Genomic DNA, 24,663 nt, shown 5'->3' with positions numbered 1-24,663 from the left:
TATCGCACCGCTACTTCACCGGCTGGCCGGCGGTCGGTGCCGCTGCGCCGTAACGCTTAAGGCGCTCGATGTCCTCGGGCTCGATCTCCCAGGCGGCGGGATCGATGTCGAGGTCGGCGAACTTCTGGGCATCGAACACGGGGTGGCGAATGCCGGCGCGGATCTGCTCGTCGAAGTCGCGCATCAGGCGCAGCCCAGGCTTGAACAGCATGAGCAGGGCGATAAGGTTGGCCAGCGCCAGGAAGCCCATGGTCACGTCGGCGAAGGCGAACACCGTGCCCAGGTCGGTCAGCGCGCCCCAGGCGCAAAGCGCGACGATCGCGATGCGGAACAGGTTGAACAGCGTGACGTTGCCATCGCTGAAGTAGTTGAGGCTGTTCTCTCCCAGGTAGTAGTTGTAGAGAATGGTGCTGAAGCCGAACAGCAGCAGCGCCACGCTGACGAAGCTGCGGCCCCATTCGCCCACGTGGTCGGCCAGCGAGACCTGGGTCAGCGCCACGCCGCCGATGTCGGCACCGCTGGTCGGGTCGTAGGCGCCGCTGAGCAGGATGATGAAGGCGGTGGCCGAGCAGATGATCAGGGTGTCGATGAACACCGAGAAGGCCTGCACGACCCCCTGGTTGGCCGGGTGCGGCACATAGGCCACCGCGGCGACGTTGGGCGCGCTGCCCAGGCCCGCCTCGTTGGAGAACAGGCCGCGCTTGACCCCCATCATGATGGCGGCGCCGATACCGCCACCCACCGCCGGCTCCAGGCCGAAGGCGCTGTTGACGATCAGCAGGAAGACCTCGGGGATGCGCGGCAAGTTCATGCCCAGTACCACGAAGGCAATCAGCAGGTAGCCCACCGCCATGACCGGCACCAGCACCTCGGTCACCCGGGCGATGCGCTTGATGCCGCCGAAGATGATCAGGCCGACCACCGCGGCCATGCCGATCCCGGTATAGAGCACCGGAATGCCGAAGGCGTCGTCGAAGGAGGTGGCCACGGCATAGGACTGCAGCGCGGTGAAGCCGAAACCGAAGGTGACCAGCAGCAGCACCGAGTAGAGCGCGGCCAGCCACTTCCAGCGGCTACCGAGGCCGCGGGCAATGTAGTAGGCCGGTCCGCCGCGGTAGGTGCCGTCCGGCTGGGCCGTCTTGTAGGCCTGGGCCAGGGTGCACTCGAGGAAGCTGGTGGCCATGCCCATCAGGCCGACCAGCCACATCCAGAAGATCGCCCCGGGGCCGCCGAGGGTGATGGCCACCGCCACGCCGGCGATGTTGCCGCCGCCGACGCGGCCGGCAATGGAGAGCAGCAGCGCCTGGAAGGAGCTCAGATGGCCGTGCTTGTCACGCTTGAACGCCTGGCTGGCGCCGAGGATGCGGAACATGCGGGCGAAATAGCGAAACTGGACGAAGCGTGAGCTCAGGGTGAAGCCGACGCCGACGGCGATCAGCAGGGCGATGAGCACCTTGCCCCACAGCAGGTCGTTGATCAGATCGAGCATCAGGCGTTCCTCCGCTCGGGCGCGACGTGGAGCAGCACGGACCGGGGAGTGGCGGTGGGTATCGTTATTCTTGGCATGGAACTGGAACCTCTTGCTGATGTTTTTCGACTGGGCCCACCGTAAGCGGGCCGGTTGTCATCGCAAGTTCCATGCCATTCCGCTGCTTTCCTGCAACCTATTGATTCAGAGAGAAAAAATTCAAGGGGTGAGGCTTTGCGCCATCGTCAGCGCTATAACCCAGGTTCTAGAGGGGCTAAGCGATAAAGCTAACTGATTGAACTGGAAGGACAAAAAAGAGTTATAACTCAAGTTATCGTTATAACCCAGGTTATGACCCTTCCGTGCGGCGCTTCTTCAGCCGCTTGCTCAAGGCAGGCTGCGAGATGCCCAGCCAGCGCGAGGCGATCGACTGATTGCCTTCGGCGCGGCGCAGCGCCTCCTCCACCAGCGCCTCGGCGACCGCTTCCAGGGTGGGCAGCGGCTCGTCGGCAGCGAACATGGGCCCTGGGCTGGGCTGGTGCGTGGGAACCACCGCTCCCGGCTGGCCGATGGCACGCTTGAACGACTCCATGGAGAGCGTGTGGCTGCGGTGCAGGCTCATGGCGTCATAGACCATGGCGCGCAGCTCGCGCACGTTGCCGGGAAAGGCGTACTCGCCGAGCAGGATCTCCAGCTCGGCGGGATGGCTCGGCTTGCGCTTGCCGAGCTCCTCGGCCGCTTCGGTCAGGAAGTGGTCCAGCAGCAGAGGAATGTCCTGCTTGCGCTGGCGCAGCGGCGGAATGTGTACTTGATGCGTGCGCAGGCGATAGTAGAGGTCCTTGCGGAAGGCGCCCGTGCGCTGCTTCTCGGCCAGGTCGTGGTGGGTCGCCACCAGCACCCGGGCCTGCAGGCGCTTGGGCCGGTCGCTGCCCAGCGGGTAGTACTCCCCCTCCTGGAGCAGGCGCAGCAGCTTCACCTGGGAGGCCGGGCTGAGATCGCCGATCTCGTCGAGCAGCAGGGTGCCGCCCGCGGCCTGCTCGATCATGCCGGCCCGCGGCTGATCGGCGCCGGTGAAGGCCCCGCGCTGGTGGCCGAACAGCGTATCGGCGAAGACGTTGTCGTCGAGGCCGGCCACGTTGACGCACACCAGCGGCCCGCTGCAGCCGCTCAGGGCATGGGCGGCCCGGGCGATCAGTTCCTTGCCCACGCCGCTCTCGCCGGTGATCAGGATGGGCTGACGGGTCAGCGCCACCGACTCCAGATATTGGAAGACCGCGCGCATCGCCTTGTCGGCGGTGAGGATATGGGCGAAGGCCTCGGGCCGCTCCAGGGTGTCGCAGAGCACGCGCCGACGCAGCGCCTGGTTCTCCTGGCTCAGCTCCTGCAGGCGAATGGCGCGGCGGATGCCTTCGATGAGCCGGCTCTCCTCGTCGGTCTTGACGAAGTAGTCGAAGGCCCCGAGCTTGATGCAGTTGACCGCGGTTTCCACCTGATTGAGGCCGCTGATGACGATCACGCCGATGTCGGGATACTCCTCGACGATGCGCGCCAGCAGCTCCTCGCCCGACAGGTGGGGCATGGTCAGGTCCAGGGTTACCAGGCCGATGTTCTCCCGCGCCAGGATGTCCATGACCTCGCGGCTGTCCTGGCAGCGGTGAATGTGGTTGATGCCCCCGCTGCGCTCCAGGGCGATGCTCAGGCTGCGCAGGAAGGAGGGCTCGTCGTCGACCAGCAGCACGCCGAATGCGGGGTAGAGGGGCGGTGTGGTCAGGGGCGTGCTCATGGTGCGTCTGTCTCCTGCTCACGGGTCTGGGGCGTGCTGGTCGACGTCGCGTCGGCCGGCCTGGTTGGCAGCGACAGCACGGCCCGGGTACCGTGGCCGGGCCGGGAGTCGAAGGTCAGGCCGCCCTGATGCTCGCTGACGATACTGGCGGAGACGGAGAGGCCCAGCCCGGTGCCGCCGCACTCGCGGCGGGTGGTGAAGAAGGGGTCCGTCAGCCGGTGCATGTCCTCCGGGGCGATGCCGCACCCCTCGTCGCACACCTCCACCAGCACCCGGCCCTCGCTGCGCTCGTGACGCGTCGTCAGGCGGATGCCCTGGGCAGGGTTCTCCAGCGCCTGACAGGCGTTCAGCACCAGGTTGATCACCACCTGCTCGATGCGCTGAGCGTTGCCGACCAGCGGCGGCAGGTCGTCGGCATAGTGGGCCTCGAAGCGGCCGGTCGCCTTGCGGATCGAATTGTCCACCAGGCGCACGGCGGTGGCCACCACCTCGTTGAGATCGAAGAGCTCGGCCTGAGCGCTGCCGCCCTGGCGGGCGAAATCCTTGAGGTCGCCGACGATGCGCTTGATGCGCCGGGTGCCCTCCTGCATGTCGTCGATCATGCCGGGGATCTCCTCGCGCATGCGCGAATAGGGCAGCCCGCCGAACGGGAAGTCGCCGTGGCGGCGGTAGTGCGCTTCGAGGATCGGCTCGGCGTCGGCCCAGGCGTCGCGCAGCACCGGCAGGTTCAGCAGCAGCAGGCTGCTGGGGTTGTTGATCTCGTGGGCCACCCCCGAGACCAGCACGCCGAGCGACGCCATCTTGTCGGCCTGGATCAGCTGCTGCTGGTGCAGCCGCAGCTCCTCGGTGCGCGCCGCCACCTCACGCTTGAGCAGGCGGTTCCAGATCACGATGACGCCCAGGATCAGCAGCAGCAGCGCCGAGAGCGCCGCGCCGACCTGGCCGACCCGGTGCCAGGGGAAGCCCTCGCCGCCCTCCAATGGCCCCAGCCAGCGGTCGTAGATCGCCTGGTGGCGGCCGGTGTTCTTGAGGATGGCCAGCCCCTCGCTGAACTTGGCCAGCAGGTTGGCGTCGCCCTGGCGCACCGCGTAGCCGTAGCGCAGCGAAAAGGGCCGCGCCACCGGCACCAGGTTGGTCAGGCCCAGCTCGCGGCTGAGGTAGAGCGCCGGCAGGTTGGCCACCAGGGCGTAGTCGTGCTGGCCGGCGGCCAGCGCCCGCAGCGCATCGGCGTGGGTGTCCACGGGGATCACCACGGCGCCGATGTCATGTTCGATCAGGTAGTCGTGCATGATGTCGCCGCGCTGGACCAGCACCTCCCTGCCACGCAGCTCCTCGACCTCGACCACCGGGTCGCCGCGGCGGGCGAAGATCGACTGATGGACGATGGCATGGGGCGGGGCGAAATCGAACTGTTCGGTGCGCGCCTCGGAGAACGACATGCCCTGGAGAATGTCGATCTCCCCCTGCTCCAGCCCCCGGCGCACCTCGCTCCACGGCTTGAGCTCGATGCGCACCTCGATGCCCATCACCTCGGCGATGGCCTGGGTCAGCTCCACGTTGTAGCCGGCAGGCTCGCCGTCATCGTCGAGAAACTCGTAGGGCGGGTGGTAGTAATCGCCACCGACGACGATGACGTCTCTGGCCCCCTCGGGCCCCTCGACCGCGGCCTGCCCCCAACCCGGCAGGGGTACCATGAGGCAGACGGCCAGTGCCAGCCGTCGTAGCCACCCCATGACGCGGGATGGATGCCTTCGACAAGGCACTGCCCGGTTCGCCTTCATGGTCGTGTCACTCGATATTCTGGATCTGCTCGCGCATCTGCTCGATCAGCACCTTGAGCTCCACCGCGCAGCGGGTGGTGCTGGCCACCGCCGACTTGGAGGAGAGGGTATTGGCCTCGCGGTTGAGCTCCTGCATCAGGAAGTCGAGGCGGCGCCCCTTGGGCCCCTTCTGGCCGAGCTGGCGCTCCACTTCGCTGACGTGGGCCTCGAGCCGGTCGAGCTCCTCGTCCACGTCGGCCTTCTGGGCCAGCAGCACCAGTTCGGCTTCCAGGCGCTGGGGGTCGAGTTCCGCCTTGACCGTCTCCAGACGCTCCAGCAGCTGGGCGCGCTGACGCTCGAGGATGGTCGGCATCAGGCGGCGCACTTCGGCGACTTGCTCGCGCACGCCGCTCAGGCGTTCCCGGATCATCACGGCGAGCTTGTCGCCCTCGCGGGCGCGGGCCTCGATCAGCTCGTCGAGGGCGGCCTCGAACAGCGCCGTGGCCTCCGCCTTCACCAGGTCCAGGTCGATGCCCTGGGCATCGAGCACGCCGGGGTGTTCCAGCAGCGACAGGGCGTCGGGCATGGCGACCTGGGGCAGCGCTTCGCGAATCTCCCCCAGCGCCGCGGCCAGGGCCACCAGGCGGGTGTGATTGACCGCCAGGGTCTCGCTGATGTCGGTGGGTTCGAAGCGCAGGTGACACTCCACCTTGCCGCGGGCCAGGCGCGTGCGCAGCGCCTCGCGGAAGGCGGGCTCCAGATCGCGCAGGGCCTCGGGCAGCCGGAAGAAGGGTTCCAGGTAGCGCTGATTCACCGAGCGCAGCTCCAGCTGCAGGCTGCCCCAGTCGTCCTCACGGCTCTGGCGGGCAAAGGCGGTCATGCTGTGAACCTTGCTTTGGTCAACCATGGGAACTCCTTGTTCGGTCGTCGGCACTTCGGCAGCACGGACGGGATGTGAGACGAGGAGTTTAACCGATTACCCGCCCCGACCGTGTAGAATGGCCAGCCATTCGACACCGATGCCCAGGGCCACCCGCCCGGCCCGGCGTCACCCAGTTCGTATCGATTCGAGAGGTAACATGGCTTCCGACCTGAAACGCCCCAGCGGACGGCGCCCCGACCAGCCCCGCGAGATTCGCCTGACCCGTGATTTCACCCGCCACGCCGAGGGTTCGGTGCTGGTGGAGTTCGGCGACACCAAGGTGCTGTGCAACGCCAGCGTCGAGGCCGGCGTGCCGCGCTGGCTGCGCGGCAAGGGGCAGGGCTGGGTCACCGCCGAGTACGGCATGCTGCCGCGCGCCACCCACACCCGCGGCGGCCGCGAGGCGGCCCGCGGCAAGCAGGGCGGGCGTACGCTGGAGATCCAGCGCCTGATCGGCCGCTCGCTGCGGGCGTCGGTCAACCTCAAGAAGCTGGGCGAATTCACCATCACCGTGGACTGCGACGTGATCCAGGCCGACGGCGGCACCCGCACCGCCTCGATCACCGGCGGCTGCGTGGCGCTGGTGGACGCCATCCGCTATTTGCAGCGCAAGAAGCTGATCAAGGGCGATCCCTTCGTGCAGCTGATCAGCTCGGTCTCGGTGGGATTGTTCAAGGGTCTGCCGGTGGTGGATCTCGACTACCCCGAGGACAGCGGCGCCGACACCGACATGAACGTGGTGATGGCCGAGTCGGGCGGGCTGATCGAGGTGCAGGGCACCGCCGAGGCGGGGGTGTTCTCCCGCGAGCAGCTCAACGCCATGCTGGAGCTGGCCGAGAACGCCGGCGCCCAGCTCTTCGAGCACCAGCGCGAGGCCCTGGGCATTCGTCGCTGAATCAAAACGCAGTGCGCCGGCATCCAATGCCGGCGCACTGCAGCCCGGTCGGGCCGCGACGAAGGGGTGTGCTTACAGCGTCAGGTCGTACTCGACGAACAGCGGGGCGTACTCGCTGAAGGTGGCGTCGTAGTCGATCCAGGCGTCGACCACGTGGCGGCGCAGGTTGGGTCCGACGATCTGATAGTCGATCCGCCAGCCTTCCTGACGTGAGCGCGGCACATCCTGGTCGAGCTTGGGCCAGTAGGTGTACTCACCGGCGTCGCGGTTGATCTCGCGGAAGGTATCGATGAAGCCGGTGGGGCCGAATACCTGGTCCATCCAGGCCCGCTCTTCGGGCTTGAAGCCCGGCGTGGTCTGGTTGTCGGCCCAGTTCTCCAGGTCGATGGTCTTGTGGGCGATGTGCCAGGTGCCGCAGATGATGTACTCACGACGCTTGCGTGCCATCTTGTTCAGGTATTCCTGATACTGGGCCATGAAGGCCTGCTTGGCGGCATAATCGCTGCCGTCGGGCATCAGGAAGCTGGCGATGCTGAAACGGTCGTAATCGGCCTGCAGGAAGCGCGCCTCGTGGTCGCACTGGGGAAAGCCGAGGCCGTACATGATCGCCTTGGGTATCTTGCGGCAATAGATCCCCACGCCGGAGAAGCCGTCCTCCTCGGCGTCGAGGAAGTAGCCTTCGTAGCCTTCCGGGTACAGAATGCTGTCGTCGAGTTCGAAACTCTTGGCCTTGAGGTTCTGCACGCAGATGACGTCGGCGTCCTGCTCGGCCAGCCAGTCGAGGAAGCCCCGTCCGACCGCTTCGCGGATTCCGTTGACATTGATGGTGGCAATTTTCATACATGGTCCCTTTGACGTCGCGCGTGTATGATACCCGACGTTTCGACGTTTGGGTAAATGGCCCGCATGGATATTCCATGGTAGGACACAGATCCCATCCCATGGATGAGAAAACTGGGCTTATGAACAGAGCCTTATGAATAGCAGGGGAAGTGAGGTGTCGGCCAGCATGCAAGCCTATCAGCGGGAGTTCATCGAGTTCGCGATCGAGCAGGGCGTGCTGAAGTTCGGCGAGTTCACCCTCAAGTCGGGCCGCGTCAGCCCCTATTTCTTCAATGCCGGGCTGTTTCGCACCGGCAGCGCCCTGGCGCAACTGGGCCGCTTCTACGCCAATGCCATCGAGGCCAGCGGGCTCTCGTTCGACGTGCTGTTCGGCCCAGCCTACAAGGGCATTCCGCTGGCGGCCACCACCGCGGTGGCACTGGCCGACCATCACGACCGCGATCTGCCCTTCGCCTTCAATCGCAAGGAGGCGAAGAGTCACGGCGAGGGCGGCAACATCGTCGGTGCCGAGCTGGCCGGGCGTATCCTGATCATCGACGACGTGATCACCGCAGGCACCGCCATTCGCGAGGTGATGACGCTGATCGAGGCCGCCGGCGCCGAGGCGGCCGGAGTGGTGATCGCGCTGGACCGTCAGGAGCGCGGCGAGGGCAGCCAGAGCGCCATCCAGGAAGTCGAGTCGCGCTACGGCATGCCGGTGGTCAGCATCGTCACGCTGGATATGGTGCTGAGCTACCTCGAACAGCAGTCGAACCAAGAATTACAGGGACATGCGGCCGCCATACGCGACTATCGTGCGCGCTACGGCGTCACCGCCGAGTGAATCGTGAAGCGCGCTTCAAGCGCATCTGTTGAGGAGTCGTCGATGAAAACGCTTGGACACTTCGCCAAGGCCGCGCTGGCCACCGGCATTCTCTTCGCTGCCACCGGCGCCCATGCCGCCGGCAGTCTCGATCTCAATCTCGGGCCCGATGCCGTGCAGTTCGATGCAGCCGGTGAGATTGCCCACGGTGTGATGCTGGGCGGCGGCGTCCTGCACAGCGATTATCGCGAAGATGCCACCATCTACCACGCCCAGCTGCTCGGCGCACAGCGCACCCGCGAGCGCGACGTGGGCATCGGTGCCCGCTGGACCCAGTACGACACCGACTACGGCAACGGCGGCGGTCTCGGCCTGGGTGGCTATGGCTACGTCTACCTGCCCCAGGCGCCGTCCGTCTCCGTGGGCGGCTACGGCTTCTACACCCCCAGCGTGGTGACCAGCGGCGACCTGGATGACGGCTACGAATTCGGCGTGCGTGCGCGCTACTCCTTCACGCCCAACGTCGACGGCTACGTCGGCCTGCGCCAGGCGGCCGCCGACTTCGACAACCGTCACGGCAACCGCACCCTGGATCGTGGCGCCCAGGTCGGGGTTCGCCTGAGCTTCTGATCTCTCGCTGTACCGGCGGGCCCCGACGGGGTCCGTCGGCGTTCTCTGGCAGGCCGCCATGCTCGACGTCGTACTCTTCGAACCCGAGATCCCGCCCAACACCGGCAATCTGATCCGGCTTTGCGCCAACAGCGGCTTTCGTCTGCATCTGATCGAGCCGCTGGGCTTCGTGCTCGACGACAAGCGCCTGCGCCGCGCCGGGCTCGACTACCATGAGTGGGCCGCCGTGCGCGTGCACCGCGACTGGCCGGGCTTCGTCGAGGCCGTGAAACCGGAGCGTGTCTTTGCCGTCTCGACCCGCGGCCGCACCGGCTACCACGAGCCGCGCTACCGCCCCGGCGACGTGCTGCTGTTCGGCCCCGAGACCCGCGGCCTGCCCCAGGCCATGCTCGACGCCCTGCCGCCCGAGCAGCGGCTGCGCATCCCCATGCTGCCCGACAGCCGCAGCCTCAACCTCTCCAACGCCTGCGCCATCCTGGTGTTCGAGGCCTGGCGTCAGCTCGGCTTCACCGGGGCGGCGGAATTCGACAGGCCAACCGAGGCACGCCCATGAGCATTCGGCAGCGCCTGGCCAAGCTCAACCCGCGCCAGCAGGAAGCGGTACGCTACATCGACGGCCCCTGCCTGGTGCTGGCCGGCGCCGGCTCCGGCAAGACCAGCGTGATCACCACCAAGATCGCCTACCTGGTGCAGGAGTGCGGCATGAGCGCCCGGCGCATCGCCGCGGTGACCTTCACCAACAAGGCGGCCCGCGAGATGAAGGAGCGGGTGGGGCAGATGCTCAAGGGCAAGGAGGGCCACGGGCTGACCGTCTCGACCTTCCACACCCTGGGCCTCAACATCATCCGCGGCGAGCTCAAGGCGCTGGGCTACAAGCCGGGCTTCTCGCTGTTCGACCCCGAGGACGCCAAGGCGCTGCTGCGCGACCTGATGAACAAGGACGCCCAGGTCGACGCCGAGCAGATCAATGCCGTGCAGCATCAGATATCGGAGTGGAAGAACGACTTGGTGCTGCCGGGCCAAGCGCTGTCGCATGCCGCCAGCGAAGACGAGCACTACGCCGCGCGGGTCTACGAGGCCTACGTGCGCCACCTCAAGGCCTACAACGCGGTGGACTTCGACGACCTGATCCTGCTGCCGGTGGTACTGCTGCAGCGCGACCCCGAGGTGCTGGCGCGCTGGCGACGCAAGATCCACTACATGCTGGTGGACGAGTACCAGGACACCAACGTCTCCCAGTACCTGCTGGTCAAGCTGCTGATGGAGGAGCGCAAGACCTTCACCGTGGTGGGCGACGACGACCAGTCGATCTACGCCTGGCGCGGCGCGCGGCCCGAGAACCTGGTGACCCTGGGCGAGGACTTCCCGCGGCTCAACGTGATCAAGCTGGAGCAGAACTACCGCTCCACCGGCACCATCCTGCGCGCGGCCAACACGCTGATCGCCAACAACCCCCACGTCTACGAGAAGACCCTGTGGTCGGAAATGGGCCAGGGCGCGCCGATCCGCGTAGTGGTCAACCGTCACGAGGAGGCCGAGGCCGAGCGGGTGGCCAGCGAGATCCTCACCCGACGCATCAAGGAGCGCGCCGAGTGGCGCGACTTCGCCGTGCTCTACCGCGGCAACTTCCAGGCCCGCCTGCTGGAGCTGAAGCTCCAGCACTACCAGATTCCCTACAAGCTCTCCGGCGGCACCTCGTTCTTCTCGCGCAACGAGATCAAGGACGCCATGGCCTACCTGCGCCTGCTGATCAACCCGGCCGACGACAACGCCTTCCTGCGCATCGTCAACGTGCCGCGCCGCGAGATCGGCCCCGGCACCCTGGAGAAGCTTGCCAACTACGCCACCGAGCGCGGCGTCTCGCTGTTCGACGCCTGCCACGAGCTGGGCCTGGAGCAGCAGCTGCCGGCGCGGGCGGTGGAGCGCCTTGGCCGCTTCACTCACTTCATCGACGGCGTGCGTCGGCGCATGGACCAGGGCGACGCCCTGGCCGCCATTCGCGGCATGCTGCACGAGATGGACTACGAGGCGTGGCTCTACCAGAACGCCAGCGCGCCGACCATCGCCGAAAAGCGCATGGCCAACGTCTGGACGCTGATCGACCAGTTGGAGAAGTCGATGAAGCCTGCCCTTGGAAACGAGAGCCCCGAAGAGCGTGCGGAGCAGGCCGGCGAAGAAGACGACGCCGAGACCGACGACGTGGAAGCGGCCATCTCGCGGCTGGTGCTGCGCGACATCCTCGAGCAGCAGGCCGAGGAGGATGACACCGATCGGGTGCAGCTGTTGACCATGCACGCCTCCAAGGGGCTGGAATTTCCTCACGTCTACCTGATGGGGCTGGAGGAGGAGCTGCTTCCCCACCGCAACGCCATCGAGGCCGGCACGGTGGAGGAGGAGCGGCGTCTGGCCTACGTAGGCATCACCCGGGCGCGCCAGACCCTGACCCTGACCCTGGCGCGACAGCGCAAGGCCTTCGGCGAGCTGATGGACTGCGTGCCGAGCCGCTTTCTCGACGAGCTGCCGCCGGACGATCTGGAGTGGGAGGGGCGGCCGGACCGCGAGGACCCGGACAAGAAGCAGGCGCGGGGGCAGGATGCCATCGCCGGGCTGCGTTCGTTACTGGGCTGAAGGCTCTCCACTGAGCTGAGGGCTCTTCACAAGCTGAAGGCTCTTCACAAGCTGAAGGCTCCTGCCACCAATGCAAACGGGGCGCCACTGGCGCCCCGTTTGCGTTACCGCTCTAGGCTGGATCAGCGCACCGGCTCGACCAGGTAGTCGGTAGCGGCGCGAACTTCATCGTCGGAGAGGTTGGCGTGGCCACCCTTGGGCGGCATGGCGCCGATGCCGTTGATGGCATGCTCGTAGATGGTGTCCATGTCCTGCTCCATGCGCTGGGCCCACTCGCCCTCTTCGCCACGGCGGGGTGCACCGGCGGCGCCGGTCATGTGACAGGCCATGCACGCCTGGTTGTAGATGGCCTCGCCGTCGATACCGGCCCATGCCGGCTCGTCATCGCCAGCGGCCGCTTCTTCGGTAGCGGCTTCTTCCACGGCCTCTTCCTCGACCGCCTCGTCGGCTGCCACGGCAGCCGCTTCGGCTTCCTCTTCCACCGGACCCTCTTCGGTCACGGCTTCTTCGTCGGCAGCGGCATCGTCACCGATCTCGGGAACGTCCATCACCGGCTCGAGCAGGTAGGCGGTGGAAGCCGCGACCTCCTCGTCGGAAAGGTTGGGGTTGCCGCCGCGGGCCGGCATGGCGCCGATGCCGTTGATGGCGTGCTCCAGCAGGGTGTCCCAGCCCTGGTCGATACGCTCGCTCCACTCGCCCTCTTCGCCGCGGCGGGGAGCGCCGGCAGCGCCGGTATCGTGGCAGGCCATGCACACGCGCTGGTAGATGGCCCCGCCATCGATACCGTTGGCCGCGGCCTCGCCGTTGCCGTTGGCGGGTGCCGCAGCCGTGCCGCAGTCGTCACCCACCAGGCAGAGCTGGCCGATGGGCTTGATGCGCTCGGCAATGGCATCGCGGTCCACTTCGGCGTGCACGGTCGCAGCGCCTGCAGTGAGGCCCACGGTGGCCAGACAGCCCAAGATCAGTTTGCTGGATTTCACTCTCACCACCTCTCGACGGTCCTGTAATCGTTATCTGCCCATGGCGATGTCTGTACGCAACGACCGGGGCGCCTCAAACAATGCGCACTAGTATACCGACAACCCAAACCGCTGGAAAACGCCGTTGCCCACGCCTTTGGCATGAAGGGTTCGCGGTACGGCTGGCAAGCCCAACGGGCCAAGAGTATCGTAATGGCCATCCTTCTGGCGATCACACTGGCGACGCGAGGCCTACGTGTACGATTTCATCATTCTGGGTGGCGGCATTCTCGGCCTTTCCACCGCGATGCAGCTGATCGAACGCTACCCCGAAAAGAAGATGCTGCTGCTGGAGAAGGAGAGCGGCCCCGCGCAGCACCAGACCGGCCACAACAGCGGTGTGATCCATGCCGGCGTCTACTATGCGCCGGGAAGCCTCAAGGCGCGCTTCTGCCTCGAGGGCAACCGCGCCACGAAGGAGTTCTGCGACCGTCACGCCATCCCCTACGAGGTCTGCGGCAAGCTGCTGGTGGCCACCAACGAGCAGGAGATGCAGCGCATGGAGGCGCTGTGGGAGCGCACCGCCGCCAACGGGCTGGAGCGCGAGTGGCTCTCCGCCGGTGAGCTGAAGGAGCGCGAACCGCACATCACCGGCCAGGGTGCCATCTTCGTGCCCTCCAGCGGCATCGTCAGCTATGCCCGGGTGGCCGAGGCCATGGCCGACGAGTTCCAGCGGCACGGGGGCCAGATCCGTTACGACCACCATGTCACCGGCCTCGCCGAGCGCACCGGTGAGGTGATCGTCGGCACCTCCCAGGGCGAGTTCAACAGCCGCTATCTGGTGACCTGCTCCGGCCTGATGGCCGATCGGGTGGTGCGTCTGCTGGGCCGCGATCCGGGCTTCACCATCTGTCCTTTCCGTGGCGAATACTACCGGCTGCCCGACCGTCACAGCGATATCGTCAAGCATCTGATCTATCCCATTCCCGATCCCAGCATGCCGTTTCTCGGCGTGCACCTGACCCGCATGATCGACGGCTCGGTGACCGTGGGGCCCAATGCGGTGCTGGCGCTCAAGCGCGAAGGCTACCGCAAGAGCGACGTCTCGCTCGCCGACATGGCACGCATGTTCAGCAACCCCGGCATTCTCAAGGTGCTGGGGCGCAACCTGCGGCCGGGCATACACGAGCTGAAGAATTCGCTGTGGCGCCGCGGTTATCTCGAAGAGGTACGCAAGTACTGCCCCAGCCTGACGCTGGACGACCTCGAACCCTGGCCCGCCGGGGTGCGAGCCCAGGCCGTCTCCCGCGATGGCCGCCTGATCGACGACTTCCTGTTCGTCAACACCCGGCGTACCGTCAACGTCTGCAATGCCCCATCGCCGGCCGCCACCTCGGCGCTGCCCATCGGCCGGCACATTCTCGACAAGGTCAGCGCGATGGTGCAGTCGAGCTGATCGAACCCGTGCGCTGGCCATCGTAAGGTGTTGGCTGCGCAGGCGAACGAGGCATGAACATGGCCAAGCGCCTTTCCGCACGTTGGCGGCAGGTCCTGGGGCGGCATGGCCCCGTCATCTGCGTGGCCAGCTTCATGGGGCTGTGGGCGCTGCTGGGGCCAGGAGTTGCCGCCACTCTGCTGCTGCCGGCCTGGGTGATCGCGGCGCAGCTTATCTTCGTCGGCAGCTTCGAGGCGGCACGTCTGCGCCGCCGGGCCTGGCTGGGGCAGTACCTCGACTCCGCCTCGCCCTGGCATCGCTGGGTGCGCGGCGGTCTTCTCATGGCCCTGTGGCACCAGGGCCTCGCCATCCTGCTGGCCCTGCTGCTGCTGGTGAAACTGCGGCTCCTTCCACCGGTCTATTGGCCAGTGCTGCTGCTGTCGCTGGTGACGCTGGTGCTCGTTCAGCAGCTCCTGAGGCGACAGCTGCAGCGTCACGTCATTGACGAGTACGTCGCCGCTCTGGTGCGACGTCTGCTGGTGTGGCCCGCCGGTACGCTGCTGGCATTGCTGTTGGTGCTCACGGCGCTGTGGCTGCCGCAACCCTACCTGGTGGGGCTGGGCTGGGAAGAGGCCGTGATACGCCACACTTCGACGACGGCTGGCGGCGGCCTGCTGGGCGCGTTCGAGCGCTTCGGCCAGGCGCTCGAACTGACCCAGTACTGGGCCATGCAGAATGCTCTCGAGCGGCACGGCCTGGGCCAGGGGTTGGCCGTGTTCGGCTGGTTCCTGCTGCTGCTCTCCCAGAGCGCCTTCGCCTGGGCCGTGGTGAGGCTGACGGTCGGCGCCGATGCCCTGCGCGATACGCTCGGGCACTTGCGCAACGCTGAAAGGAAGGATGCACCATGACATCGATGGCCGAGCCCCTGCGACGTGTACCGGCTGCCTACTGGGGGCTGACACTGCTCCTCGTGCTGACGTTGATGCTCGCGCTGGGCTACGGCTATCGACAGCTGCAGGAGCGCAGCGAGGCGCCGCTGTTTCGGGTCGTCGTCAATGGCGAGGCGCTGATTCTGGACGGCGAAACCCATGCCGCCCTGGGTCAGGAGCTGAGCGTGCTCAGCGGCCAGCTCGATCTTCATCTGCGTGACGAGATGCAGCCGTGGCTGGATGCGCGTCTCGATACCGCCTTCGCACCGCTGGAGGCGGCCATACCCGAGTATCTCGACTGGCACTTCTCGCTGCGGGGCAGCTACCTGCGTCTGGCGGTGGCGCTGGGCGGCGATCTCGACGAGTGGCTCGAGGCACAGCTGAACGAACGGCTCCTCGAGCGCAGCAACATTGCCGCGGCGCTGGAAGAGCTGGAAGCCGACTTCGGCGCCCGCCTGATCGAGGTGCAGCAGCGAGTCGTGGGGGAGATCGGCAGCACGCTGCAGACACGCTACGCCCCCCGCCAGGCCGCGGCGCGAAACGAGGATGAGCTCCCCACCATCGATCTCGATCTGGCCCTCGAAGGCATGCTCCAGGGCCGCTGGGACGAGGCGCGCTGGGGAGCGGCAGGGGCCGGCGGGGTCGTCGGCTTCGCCGCCGGGCGCGCACTGACACAGCGGCTGGTGGCTGGCACGGCCATGCAGGGCTCGCGTGCCCTGATGGCCCGTATCGCGCCACGCCTGGGCATGCATGCGGCGCGTTCGGTGGGCACCGGCGCAGCAACCACGGCCGCCACCGCACCCAGCGGCCCGATGGCGCTGTTGGCCGGCACCGCCGCCACGGCGGTGGCACTAGCCGGCTTTGCCGGCACCGAGTACGCCCTGCTCAAGGCCGAGGAGAGTCGCTACCGCGACGACATGCACGCCGAGCTGGAGCTCGAACTCACGCGCGCCAGGGCCGAGGTACGCCAGGCTCTCGAGGCCGCCGCGAGCGACTGGACGCAGACCCTGGAGCGCAGCTTGCAGCAGGGCATCCACGACGCCGAAGAGGCGGCGCAGGTGCCGACGCAGTACCGCATCCTGGGAAGCCGCTGAGCAGCGCCCGGGCTGGACAGTCCGGGCGGCGGCGGTTACGATGTTGGCCGCTTCTCAGCAAGCAATACGTCCGTCGCCCAGTGCGAAACCGGACCACCCAAAGCGCCCGTAGCTCAGTTGGATAGAGTGTTGGCCTCCGAAGCCAAAGGTCGCAGGTTCAAATCCTGCCGGGCGCGCCACGAATTCGAAGCCTCACGGTCTCACCGTGGGGCTTTTTTCTGGTTCTTTTTCCAATCTTTCCTTTGCCGCAGCCTTCCAGGCTGCCACCAGGGCGCGGGTCTGTTCGCCGACCTGCTCGGGCGTCTGGCCGGGCCGGTAGAGGGTGTTGCCCAGGCCGGCGCCGTCGATGCCTGCGCTACGCCAGGCTGCCATGGTGTCGGCATCGATACCGCCCACGGCATACAGCAGCGTGCCGGGGGGCAGCACCGCGCGCAGCGCCCGCATGCCCTCGGTACCCATCTGGACCGCGGGAAAGAGCTTGAGCCCGGTGGCGCCGGCATCCAGGGCGTCGAACGCCTCGCTGGGAGTGAGCACGCCGGGCCAGCTCTGCATGCCGAGGCGGCGGGCGGCGGCGATCACCGCCGGGCGGCAGTTGGGCGAGACGGCAAGCCGGCCACCGGCGGCGTACACCTCGCTGAGCTCTTTTTCCGTGAGCACGGTGCCGGCGCCTACCAGGGCGTGCTCGCCCAGCGCCACGCTCAGCCGGCGGATGCTTTCCAGCGCCTCGGGGGAGTTGAGCGGCACTTCGAGGGTGGTGATGCCGGCGGCGAGTATCGCCTCGCCCACCGCCACTGCCTCGTCGGGGGTGATGCCGCGCAGAATGGCGATCAATGGCAGGCTCATGGCGTTTCTCCTGTTGGGTGCGCCGGGCCCATGCCGGTCGCGGCCAGTTCAAGCCCGGCTAGCTCGAGTCCAGCTAAGACCGCAGTCTCGCCGTCGAGGTGCCGGCTGCTTCGGCCCAGGGCGCTCAGTGCCAGGGCGTAGCGGTCGCAGAGGGTTGCGTTGCCGATCAGGGTGACGGCGGCATCGCTCGGCAGCTCGTCGGTGAGCGCGGATAGCTCGAGCCCGATGGTGAGCCCGGAGAGACGTGCACCCAGGCGGGCGCGTCGTGCCTGGCCGTGGGGCAGCGAGTCGTCGAGCAGGTCGGCGGCGCGCAGGCCGAACAGCTGCTGGCTGAAGCGGCCGGGCGCGCTGGAGGCCTCGCGTACCGCATCGGCGAAGGCCTCGCGGCAGCCGGGCTCGTCGAGCGCGGCGTCGGCCACCGAGTGCCTGAGCACCGACTGGCCGGCCAGCAGGCCGTAGAGTTCGCCAGTCAGGCAGGTGGCGAAGCGCACCACCGTGCCCGCTTCCAGCCACACCCACTTGGCGTGGGTGCCGGGCAGGCAGGCCAGGCCCGAGAAGCCCGGCTCGCGGGCCACCAGGCCGGCGAGCTGGGTCTCCTCGCCGCGCATCACGTCGAAGCTCCGCTGCGCGCCGTCGGCGTACTGACAGAGGCCGGGCAGCAGGCATACGTTCAAGCGTGGGTCGCCTACCGCCGGGGCAACGGCGCCGCGGGCCAACTGGTCCAGACGCGCCGGCAGCGGCAGATAGGCCGCCTCGCACCAGCCCTGGCGGGCGCCGGCCATGCCGCAGATCCACACCGGCACGTGGCCGGATGGCGGCAGCCACTCGCCGATGGCCTCGAGTAGTGCGGGCTCATACTCCACCTGTGTCAGCGCCAGCATGCCCTTGTCGCTGCCGCCCCGGGCCAGCACCTCGCCACGCTCGTCCAGGCCCCAGGCGCGCAGCTGGCTCGAGCCCCAGTCCACGGCGACCCAGGCGAGCCGCTCAGCAATGTCCTCGTGCATGCTCGGCCTCCTCACCACTCGGCGATGGAGCCGTCCTCGTGGCTCCACACCGGGTTGCGCCAGCGATGCCCCAGCTTGGCCCGCTCCTCGACGAAGGCCTCGTCGATCTCCACGCCGAGCCCCGGCCCCTGGGGAATGGCGCAGAAGCCCTCTTCGATGGCCAGCGCCGACTTGTCGACCAGGTAGTCGAGCACGTCGTTGCCCTGGTTGTAGTGGATGCCCATGCTCTGCTCCTGGATGAAGGCGTTGTGGCTCACCGCGTCCAACTGCAGCGAGGCGGCCAGGGTCAGCGGGCCGAGCGGGCAGTGCGGCGCCAGGGCCACGTCGTGGGCCGAGGCCAGCGCGGCGATCTTCAGCCCTTCGCTGATACCGCCGCAGTGGGAAAGGTCGGGCTGCACGATGTCGATCATGCCCTCGGCGAGTAGGTCACGGAACTCGAAGCGGGTGTGCAGCCGCTCGCCGGTGGCCAGCGGGTAGGCCAGGCCACCGGCGATGTGCTTGAGCGCCGGCAGGTGCTCGGGTGCCAGCGGCTCCTCGACGAACATCGGGTGGTAGGGCTCCAGCTCGCGCAGCAGCGCCTTGGCCATGGGCCGGTGCACCCGGCCGTGGAAGTCGATGGCGATGCCGACCTCGGGTCCCACCGCCTCGCGCGCCTCGGCCACCCGCGCCACCGCCTCGTCGATCTTGCGGTGCGAGTCGACGATCTGCATCTCGGCGGTGCCGTTCATCTTGAACGCGGTGAAGCCCCGCGCTACCAGCTCACGGGCGCCGGCGCCCACCTCGCTGGGGCGGTCGCCGCCGGTCCAGGCGTACATGCGCATGCGCTCGCGCACAGCGCCGCCCAGCAGCTGGTGCACCGGCACGCCCAGGTCGCGCCCCTTGAGGTCCCACAGCGCCTGGTCGATGCCGGCGATGGCGCTCATCAGGATCGGGCCGCCGCGGTAGAAGCCGGCGCGGTAGAGCGTATTCCACAGATGCTCGATGCGATGCGGATCCTGGCCGATCAGGTAGTCGGCAAGCTCGTGTACCGCGGCTTCCACCGTGGCGGCGCGCCCCTCGATGACCGGTTCGCCCCAGCCGTAGCAGCCTTCGTCGGTCTCGATCTTGAGGAACAGCCAGCGCGGCGGCACCTGCCAGGTCTTGAGTCGGGTGATTCTCACCAGGGGTCTCCTCGATTGCGCAGAGCTCCATACCGACGGTGGCCGGAGCGAGGCTTGCCTGTCGGCATGCGGATTCACTATTAGAGCATGTATGCTTGTATGACAAGATGACGGGCCATCACCATGGCGAGGCGGCTTGGCCGGACACGAGGGGGTGTGGATGAACATGGGACGCAACGACTTCAAGCGGCGGCTGCTCGCGGGCGAGCCCTTGACCGGCATCTGGCTGGGGCTGGCCAGCCCCTATGTGGCGGAGCTGGCGGCCACCGCGGGCTTCGACTGGCTGCTGCTGGACGGCGAGCACGCCCCCAACGACCTGGCCAGCCTGCTCGGCCAGCTGCAGGCCATCGCTCCCTATGCCAGTCAGCCAGTGGTACGCCCGCCCCATGGCGACACCGCGCTGCTCAAGCAGTACCTGGATATCGGCGCGCAGAACTTGTTGATCCCCATGGTGGAGACCGCCGAGCAAGCCGCCGAGCTGGTGGCGGCCACTCGCTATCCCCCGCACGGCATTCGCGGCATGGGCAGTATGCTGGCGCGTGCCTCGCGCTGGGGCCAGATCGAAGACTATGTCGCCCGCGCCGATGACGAGATCTGCCTGATCCTGCAGCTGGAGAGCCCCCGTGCGCTGGCCAATCTCGAGGCCATTGCCGCCGTGGAAGGGGTCGATGCGCTGTTCGTCGGGCCGGCGGACCTCTCCGCGGCGATGGGCCATCGCGGCAACCCGGGGCACCCGCAAGTGCGTGCCGCCATCGACGATGCCATTGCCAGGATCCGCGCCGCCGGCAGCGTGGCCGGCATTCTCACGCTGGACGAGCAGCAGGCCCACGACTACCTGGCGGCGGGGTGCGGCTTCGTCGGGGTGGGTATCGATGCCCTGCTGCTGGCCCAGGCGCTGCGCGGCCTGGCAGGGCGTTTCCGCCCGGCCTGACCGCGCGTGCAACGGTTGCTGAGGCTCAGCGGGCGGCAAGATCGCGCATCAGCGCGCGCAGTCCGTAGCGCCAGGGCGGCAGGGCGTCGCTTCTGCCCACGTGATTGACCAGGGCGCCCAGCGCCGGCGTGGCGATGGTGACCCGGTCGCCCAGATGATGGGTGAAGCCCTGGCCGGCGCCATCGCGGTCCTGGATCGGCGAGAACATGGTACCGAGATAGAGCATGAAACCATCGGGGTACTGATGGTGGGCGCCGTGGGTCTGGCTGACCAGATCGAGCGGGTCGCGGCTGATCTCGCCCATGTCGCTCTCGCCCTCCAGCAGGAAGTCGTCGTCGGCGCCCTCGATGCGCAGGGTGACCCGGGCGCGGCGCACGTCATCGATGCCGAAGCTCTCGTCGAACAGCCGAATGAAGGGACCGATGGCGCTGGAGGCATTGTTGTCCTTGGCCTTGCCCAGCAGCAGGGCGCTGCGCCCCTCGATGTCGCGCAGGTTGACGTCGTTGCCGAGGGCGGCGCCTCTGACCGTGCCGCGGCTGTCCACCGCCAGCACGATCTCCGGCTCGGGGTTGTTCCACTGCGACGCCGGGTGCAGGCCCACGCCGGCGCCGAAGCCTACCGAGGAGAGCGGCTGCGCCTTGGTGAACACCTCGGCGTCGGGGCCGATGCCGACCTCCATGTACTGTGACCAGCCGCCGCGGGCCTGCAGCTCGCGTTTGAGCGTCATGGCCTCTTCCGAACCCGGCACGATGCGCGACAGGTCGCTGCCGATCAGCGCCTGCAGCTCGGCGCGCAGGGCGCTGGCCCGGGCCGGATCGCCCCCCGCCTGCTCCTCGATCACCCGCTCGAGCAGACTCACCGCGAAGGTCACGCCGCACGCCTTTACCGCCTGCAGGTCGCAGGGGGCCAGCAGGTAGGGGGCCTGTTGCGGCTCGGCCAGGGCGTTCTTCAGCAGCTGCTCCACCGGGCCCAGTGAGGGGCCTTCGGCATTCGCCAACGCCTCGAGCAGGTCGTCGCGTTCGAGCAGGTCGGCCATGGTCGGCCCCAGTTGAGTGACGTCGATGGCTTCTCCGTTGCGCACCGTGATCAGGACGGGGCCGGGATGTGGTGTGTCGCACCAGACCCGGCCGACCAGGCAGGCACGGTCCAGGTCCCTAGGCAGACAGTCGCGTAACGAGAGAGGGGTCATGGGGGCCTCCGGTGAGGGCGGAGTGGCGCCTGGCCAGGTTCCGCCTATCATGTTATTGATGTAGGCATGTATGACAGGTATGCCAGCTCTCCTCACTCTATCGCAAGGGCGCAGAGGGGTCGAGGAGCAAGATGGGGCGAGACGAACCGCGAGGGGCAAACGATGTTCGAGGAGTGGAAGGGCAAGCGGGTATTGGTGACCGGCGCCAGCCGGGGCATTGGTGCGGCGGTGGCGCGGCGCATGGGAGCGCTCGGAGCCAGCGTTGCCGTGCACTACCACGCCAGCAGCGAAGCGGCCGAAGAAGTCGTCGAGGCGATTCGCACCGCGGGCGGTGAGGCCTTCGCCCTGACGGGCGACCTGAGCCGCTCCAGCGAAGCGCAACGGGTGGTGGACGAGGCCGCAGAGAGGCTGGGCGGTCTCGAGTTGCTGATCAACAATGCCGGCGACATGTTGGGTCGTGTCGCCCTCGAGGAGATCGATGACGCTCACTACGATAGGGTCATGGACCTCAACGCCCGCTCGGTGGTGATGGTTACCCGGGCGGCGCTGCCCCACTTCCGGCGTGCCGGGGGCGGTAATGTCATTCACACCACGTCGATTGCCGCACGCAACGGCGGCGGTCCGGGAGCGGGGCTCTACGCTGCGGCCAAGGGCTTCGTCAGCACCTTGACGCGCAACATGGCCAAGGAGCTGGCGGCGGAGCGGATTCGCGTCAACGCCGTGGCCCCCGGTACCATCGCCACCGACTTCCACGTTCGCCACTCCAACGAGGCACACCTGGCCACGGCCCGCGCCGGCATTCCCATGGGGCGGCTGGGAACGGCGGAGGAGTGCGTGGGTGCCTATCTCTTCCTCGGCAGCGAGTCGCTCAGTGCCTATGTCACCGGCCAGGTGATCGAGGTCAACGGAGGTCAGTTGATGCCATGAAGGAATCTGCACCCTACGCCATCGTCATCACCATGGGCGATCCGGCGGGCATCGGCCCGGAGATCATCTGTCGCGCCCTGGCCGAGATGTCGCCGGAGGAGCGCGACGGCACCCTGCTGGTGGGCGATCCGGCCATCTATCGCCGGGCGGCCGCCCTGATCGGTGCCGCGCTCGACTTTGCTGCGCTGGAGGAGGCCCGTGCCGGCGATGGCAGGGTGGCGGTAGCCGAGGTGCCTGCCGAGGCAGAGATCGCCGATGGCCGCATCAGTGCCGCCGGCGGAGACCTGGCCTTTCGCTGCGTGAAACGGGCGGTGGAGCTGGTGCAGGCGGGCCGTGCCCGGGTGATCGTCACCGCGCCGCTGAACAAGGCGGCGCTGCATGCCGCAGGGCATCACTACGATGGCCATACCGGCATGCTGGCGGCACTCACCGGTGCGCCCTCCTCCTTCATGCTGCTCGCCTCCGAGACCCTCTCCACGCTGCACGTCTCCACCCACGTGTCGCTGCGCGACGCCATCGAGCGGGTCACCGAGGCGCGCATCGCCGCCACCGTGGCGGTGGGGCATGAGCACCTGGTGAGCATGGGCATCCCGCAGCCGCGCATCGCCGTGGCCGGACTCAACCCACACTGCGGCGAAGGCGGCATCTTCGGCGACGAGGACGAGCGGATCATCGCGCCGGCGGTGCGTGAGCTGCGCGAGCGCGGCTTCGAGGTGCAGGGGCCGATCTCGGCCGATACCGTCTTCTACCGGGCTTCGCGCGGCGAGTTCGATCTGGTGGTGGCCCAGTACCATGACCAGGGCCATATCCCGGTGAAGCTGATCGCCTTCGACACCACGGTCAACGTCAGCCTGGGGCTGCCGCTTCAGCGCACCTCGGTGGACCACGGCACCGCCTTCGACATCGCCTGGCAGGGGTGCGCGGACGCCACCAACCTGGGGGCGGCCATCGCCTACGCGCGCCGCCTGGCCACGGGTGGCGAGTCATGAGCCGTTGTCGGGTCGCCATCGTCGCCGACGATCTCACCGGCGCGCTGGATGCGGCGGCTCCTTTTGCCTCCCGTGGGGCGCAGACCCGTGTGGTGATCGCTCCCGAACGGCTCGAGGCAGCGCTGAGTGCCTGGGGCGAAGCCCCGCCAGAAGTGATCGCCGTGAACACGGAGTCGCGCCACCTGTCGGCGGCCGCGGCAGCCGAGCGGGTGGCCGCGGTAACCCGGCGTCTCGCCCCGCTCGGTCCCGGGGTGTGGTTCAAGAAGGTGGATTCCACCCTGCGCGGCCAGGTGGTGGCCGAGAGCCTGGCCATGCGGGATGTCGTCCCGCGGCGTTTGCTGGTGGCACCGGCGGTGCCGGCCCAGGGGCGGACGGTGCGCGAGGGGCGGGTGTGGGTCGAAGGGGAACCGCTGGGCGGCTCCCTGGACCGTGTTTTCGCTGCCGCGGGGGTGCCCTTGGTCAGGCACGCCAGGCCCTGTGACGCGCCGCTTCCCGAGGGAGACTGCGTGGCCGATACGGCCAGCGATCGCGACCTGGCCTGCCTCTACGATGCGGTACTGAGATCCACCGGTCACTGGCTGCTGGTGGGGGCCGCGGGGCTGGCAACGGCCGTCGCCCAGCGCTGCTTTGGCCTGTTGCGAGCCGCCCCCTGCCCACTGGCAGGCGTCGAGCGAGTGCTCTATGCGCTGGGCTCGCGTGCGCAACGAACCCTGGAGCAGGAGCGGCGACTGCGTGAGCATGCCCCGGCCCTGGCCCGGTTGACGGCGCTGAAAGGTGGCGATGAAGAGGCCACGGCAGTGCTGCTGACCCCCGGTGCTGATGGCGATACCGCGCTGGCGCCGCCGCAGGTTGCCGCCGCCATGGGCGAGGCGGCGGCCCGGGCGGTGTCGCGCTGGCCGCAGGTGGCCACGGGGCTGCTCTTTCTCAGCGGCGGCGACATTGCCGTGGCGGTCCTCTCCAGGCTGGGGGCCACCACCATCGCGGTGGAGGCGGAGTGGGCCCCGGGGATTGCTCTGGGGCGTCTGGAAGGCGCGCCGCAGCGCCTGGTGATGACCAAGGCGGGGGGCTTCGGCGACCCGGATCTGCTGGTGCGGCTACATGAGGAAGTCACGGATTCCGGCGTCTTTCGTCGGGCCTGATCCTGCCCGGAGTTATTGTCAAATCCTGTGTACGGCAAGTCAGGCGGCAGTCCTGTCTGACTGATCGGTCAAGGGCTCGCCGTCCTTGAACTGGACGTTGTTCACGACCAGCTCCAGCTTGTTGAACCCCTTGATCCGCTTCCAGCGCTTCTGGGCGCTCTGAAGCAGCTTGAAGACCATCGCCAGGGTCGTCGCTCTGGAGCCGCAGTTCCGGCTGCGCTTGCTCCGCAGGCGGACCGTGGCGAAGGTCGACTCGATCGGGTTGGTGGTGCGGATATGCACCCAGTGTTCTGCCGGGTAGTCATAGAACGCCAGCAGCTCCTCCCGATCCTT

The 24,663-nt window shown here is 67.9% G+C and carries 23 protein-coding genes and 1 tRNA gene; 13 read left to right on the top strand and 11 right to left on the bottom strand.

Going from position 1 to position 24,663, the window contains the following annotated elements:
- Positions 1–10 precede the first annotated feature (10 nt).
- The 4 genes from C4S71_RS07710 to C4S71_RS07695 form a co-directional block, all read right to left on the bottom strand.
- Entirely contained in the window at positions 11–1,489 is a 1,479-nt protein-coding gene (locus C4S71_RS07710) for an alanine/glycine:cation symporter family protein (protein ID WP_103968755.1), read from the bottom strand.
- Between the two features lie 328 nt (positions 1,490–1,817).
- Entirely contained in the window at positions 1,818–3,251 is a 1,434-nt protein-coding gene (locus C4S71_RS07705; protein WP_103968754.1) for a sigma-54-dependent transcriptional regulator, read from the bottom strand.
- A complete protein-coding gene (locus C4S71_RS07700) occupies positions 3,248–4,984 on the bottom strand; it encodes a transporter substrate-binding domain-containing protein (protein WP_103968753.1) in 1,737 nt (578 codons plus the stop codon). The genes C4S71_RS07705 and C4S71_RS07700 overlap by 4 nt, the downstream gene beginning before the upstream one ends.
- 55 nt (positions 4,985–5,039) lie before the next feature.
- Positions 5,040–5,918 (bottom strand): YicC/YloC family endoribonuclease, encoded by an 879-nt coding sequence (locus C4S71_RS07695; protein ID WP_086509078.1) that lies wholly within the window; start codon positions 5,916–5,918, stop codon positions 5,040–5,042.
- 172 nt (positions 5,919–6,090) lie between these two features.
- On the opposite strand from C4S71_RS07695, the gene rph reads away from it, so the two are divergent.
- Positions 6,091–6,828, top strand: coding sequence for a ribonuclease PH (rph, locus tag C4S71_RS07690; protein WP_086509079.1), 738 nt, complete (start codon positions 6,091–6,093; stop codon positions 6,826–6,828).
- A gap of 72 nt (positions 6,829–6,900) precedes the next feature.
- Here rph and C4S71_RS07685 read toward each other — a convergent pair whose 3' ends face one another.
- Complete coding sequence (locus C4S71_RS07685; protein ID WP_010625890.1) at positions 6,901–7,668, bottom strand: exodeoxyribonuclease III; 768 nt, start codon at positions 7,666–7,668, stop codon at positions 6,901–6,903.
- Between the two features lie 169 nt (positions 7,669–7,837).
- Here C4S71_RS07685 and pyrE point away from each other — a divergent pair, with 169 nt between their 5' ends.
- The 4 genes from pyrE to rep are packed head-to-tail and all read left to right on the top strand — an operon-like array spanning position 7,838 to position 11,731.
- Positions 7,838–8,494, top strand: a complete 657-nt coding sequence (gene pyrE / locus C4S71_RS07680) for an orotate phosphoribosyltransferase (protein ID WP_103968752.1) — start codon at positions 7,838–7,840, stop codon at positions 8,492–8,494.
- Positions 8,495–8,536: 42 nt separating this feature from the next.
- Complete coding sequence (locus C4S71_RS07675; protein ID WP_103968751.1) at positions 8,537–9,103, top strand: YfaZ family outer membrane protein; 567 nt, start codon at positions 8,537–8,539, stop codon at positions 9,101–9,103.
- A 58-nt stretch (positions 9,104–9,161) separates the two neighbouring features.
- On the top strand, positions 9,162–9,656 hold the full coding sequence (gene trmL / locus C4S71_RS07670) for a tRNA (uridine(34)/cytosine(34)/5-carboxymethylaminomethyluridine(34)-2'-O)-methyltransferase TrmL (RefSeq protein WP_103968750.1): 495 nt from the start codon (positions 9,162–9,164) through the stop codon (positions 9,654–9,656).
- Entirely contained in the window at positions 9,653–11,731 is a 2,079-nt protein-coding gene (gene rep, locus C4S71_RS07665) for a DNA helicase Rep (protein ID WP_103968749.1), read from the top strand. Before trmL ends, rep begins: the two co-directional genes overlap by 4 nt.
- Positions 11,732–11,853: 122 nt before the next feature.
- Here rep and C4S71_RS07660 read toward each other — a convergent pair whose 3' ends face one another.
- Positions 11,854–12,711: a c-type cytochrome gene (locus tag C4S71_RS07660; RefSeq protein WP_103968748.1), complete on the bottom strand. Its 858-nt coding sequence runs from the start codon at positions 12,709–12,711 to the stop codon at positions 11,854–11,856.
- Positions 12,712–12,946: 235 nt separating this feature from the next.
- Here C4S71_RS07660 and lhgO point away from each other — a divergent pair, with 235 nt between their 5' ends.
- The 4 genes from lhgO to C4S71_RS07640 all read left to right on the top strand — a co-directional run bounded on the left by lhgO (position 12,947) and on the right by C4S71_RS07640 (position 16,327).
- Positions 12,947–14,146 carry an L-2-hydroxyglutarate oxidase gene (gene lhgO / locus C4S71_RS07655; protein WP_103968747.1) on the top strand — a complete coding sequence of 400 codons (1,200 nt, stop codon included), beginning with the start codon at positions 12,947–12,949 and terminating at the stop codon, positions 14,144–14,146.
- Between the two features lie 53 nt (positions 14,147–14,199).
- Positions 14,200–15,033 (top strand): hypothetical protein, encoded by an 834-nt coding sequence (locus C4S71_RS07650; protein ID WP_235014249.1) that lies wholly within the window; start codon positions 14,200–14,202, stop codon positions 15,031–15,033.
- Complete coding sequence (locus C4S71_RS07645) at positions 15,030–16,148, top strand: hypothetical protein (protein ID WP_086509085.1); 1,119 nt, start codon at positions 15,030–15,032, stop codon at positions 16,146–16,148. The genes C4S71_RS07650 and C4S71_RS07645 overlap by 4 nt, the downstream gene beginning before the upstream one ends.
- A 102-nt stretch (positions 16,149–16,250) precedes the next feature.
- Positions 16,251–16,327 (top strand) — tRNA-Arg (locus tag C4S71_RS07640).
- A 13-nt stretch (positions 16,328–16,340) separates the two neighbouring features.
- Here C4S71_RS07640 and C4S71_RS07635 read toward each other — a convergent pair.
- The 3 genes from C4S71_RS07635 to dgoD are packed head-to-tail and all read right to left on the bottom strand — an operon-like array spanning position 16,341 to position 19,155.
- Positions 16,341–16,991 (bottom strand): 2-dehydro-3-deoxy-6-phosphogalactonate aldolase, encoded by a 651-nt coding sequence (locus C4S71_RS07635; protein WP_103968745.1) that lies wholly within the window; start codon positions 16,989–16,991, stop codon positions 16,341–16,343.
- Entirely contained in the window at positions 16,988–17,995 is a 1,008-nt protein-coding gene (locus tag C4S71_RS07630; protein ID WP_103968744.1) for a 2-dehydro-3-deoxygalactonokinase, read from the bottom strand. The genes C4S71_RS07635 and C4S71_RS07630 overlap by 4 nt, the downstream gene beginning before the upstream one ends.
- An 11-nt stretch (positions 17,996–18,006) precedes the next feature.
- Positions 18,007–19,155, bottom strand: coding sequence for a galactonate dehydratase (gene dgoD, locus C4S71_RS07625; protein ID WP_103968743.1), 1,149 nt, complete (start codon positions 19,153–19,155; stop codon positions 18,007–18,009).
- Positions 19,156–19,315: 160 nt separating this feature from the next.
- Between dgoD and hpaI the strand changes: the two genes are divergently transcribed.
- Positions 19,316–20,086, top strand: a complete 771-nt coding sequence (gene hpaI / locus C4S71_RS07620; protein ID WP_103968742.1) for a 4-hydroxy-2-oxoheptanedioate aldolase — start codon at positions 19,316–19,318, stop codon at positions 20,084–20,086.
- A gap of 25 nt (positions 20,087–20,111) precedes the next feature.
- Here the strand turns inward: hpaI and C4S71_RS07615 are convergent, their stop codons facing one another.
- Positions 20,112–21,275: a fumarylacetoacetate hydrolase family protein gene (locus tag C4S71_RS07615; protein WP_103968741.1), complete on the bottom strand. Its 1,164-nt coding sequence runs from the start codon at positions 21,273–21,275 to the stop codon at positions 20,112–20,114.
- Positions 21,276–21,437: 162 nt separating this feature from the next.
- Here C4S71_RS07615 and C4S71_RS07610 point away from each other — a divergent pair, with 162 nt between their 5' ends.
- From C4S71_RS07610 to C4S71_RS07600, 3 genes are read left to right on the top strand one after another with little or no spacing between them, the layout of a single operon-like run.
- Positions 21,438–22,202: an SDR family NAD(P)-dependent oxidoreductase gene (locus tag C4S71_RS07610; protein WP_103968740.1), complete on the top strand. Its 765-nt coding sequence runs from the start codon at positions 21,438–21,440 to the stop codon at positions 22,200–22,202.
- Positions 22,199–23,191, top strand: coding sequence for a 4-hydroxythreonine-4-phosphate dehydrogenase PdxA (gene pdxA / locus C4S71_RS07605; protein ID WP_103968739.1), 993 nt, complete (start codon positions 22,199–22,201; stop codon positions 23,189–23,191). The genes C4S71_RS07610 and pdxA overlap by 4 nt, the downstream gene beginning before the upstream one ends.
- Positions 23,188–24,330 (top strand): four-carbon acid sugar kinase family protein, encoded by a 1,143-nt coding sequence (locus C4S71_RS07600; RefSeq protein WP_103968738.1) that lies wholly within the window; start codon positions 23,188–23,190, stop codon positions 24,328–24,330. The genes pdxA and C4S71_RS07600 overlap by 4 nt, the downstream gene beginning before the upstream one ends.
- Before the next feature lie 39 nt (positions 24,331–24,369).
- Here C4S71_RS07600 and C4S71_RS07595 read toward each other — a convergent pair.
- A partial coding sequence (locus C4S71_RS07595) for a transposase (RefSeq protein ID WP_200825256.1) occupies positions 24,370–24,663 on the bottom strand: 294 nt, incomplete at its 5' end.

It is taken from the genome of Billgrantia desiderata (assembly GCF_900108215.1).
In the GTDB taxonomy this organism is placed as follows: Bacteria; Pseudomonadota; Gammaproteobacteria; order Pseudomonadales; family Halomonadaceae; genus Halomonas; species Halomonas desiderata.
This window is presented reverse-complemented; position numbering and strand designations above follow the sequence as displayed.